Origin of the sequence: Pseudomonas sp. FSL R10-2964 (genome assembly GCF_009600035.1) — a bacterium.
GTDB classification, from domain to species: domain Bacteria; phylum Pseudomonadota; class Gammaproteobacteria; order Pseudomonadales; family Pseudomonadaceae; genus Aquipseudomonas; species Aquipseudomonas bubulae.
The window spans coordinates 1-205 of sequence record NZ_WIWH01000169.1; the positions used below are offsets into that span (position 1 = coordinate 1).

The 205-nt window shown below is 60.0% G+C and carries 2 tRNA genes; both read left to right on the plus strand.

Going from position 1 to position 205, the window contains the following annotated elements:
• Position 1: 1 nt before the first annotated feature.
• Positions 2-77: transfer RNA gene (locus GHN92_RS23800), tRNA-Val, on the plus strand.
• 55 nt (positions 78-132) lie between these two features.
• Positions 133-205: transfer RNA gene (locus GHN92_RS23805), tRNA-Asp, on the plus strand.

Genomic DNA, 205 nt, shown 5'->3' on the forward strand with positions numbered 1-205 from the left:
AGGGTGATTAGCTCAGCTGGGAGAGCATCTGCCTTACAAGCAGAGGGTCGGCGGTTCGATCCCGTCATCACCCACCAATTCTTGAGATTCTCGCAAGAGAAAGGTCGTTCCGAAAGGAGCTGCCACCGACGCGCAGCGGTAGTTCAGTCGGTTAGAATACCGGCCTGTCACGCCGGGGGTCGCGGGTTCGAGTCCCGTCCGCTGC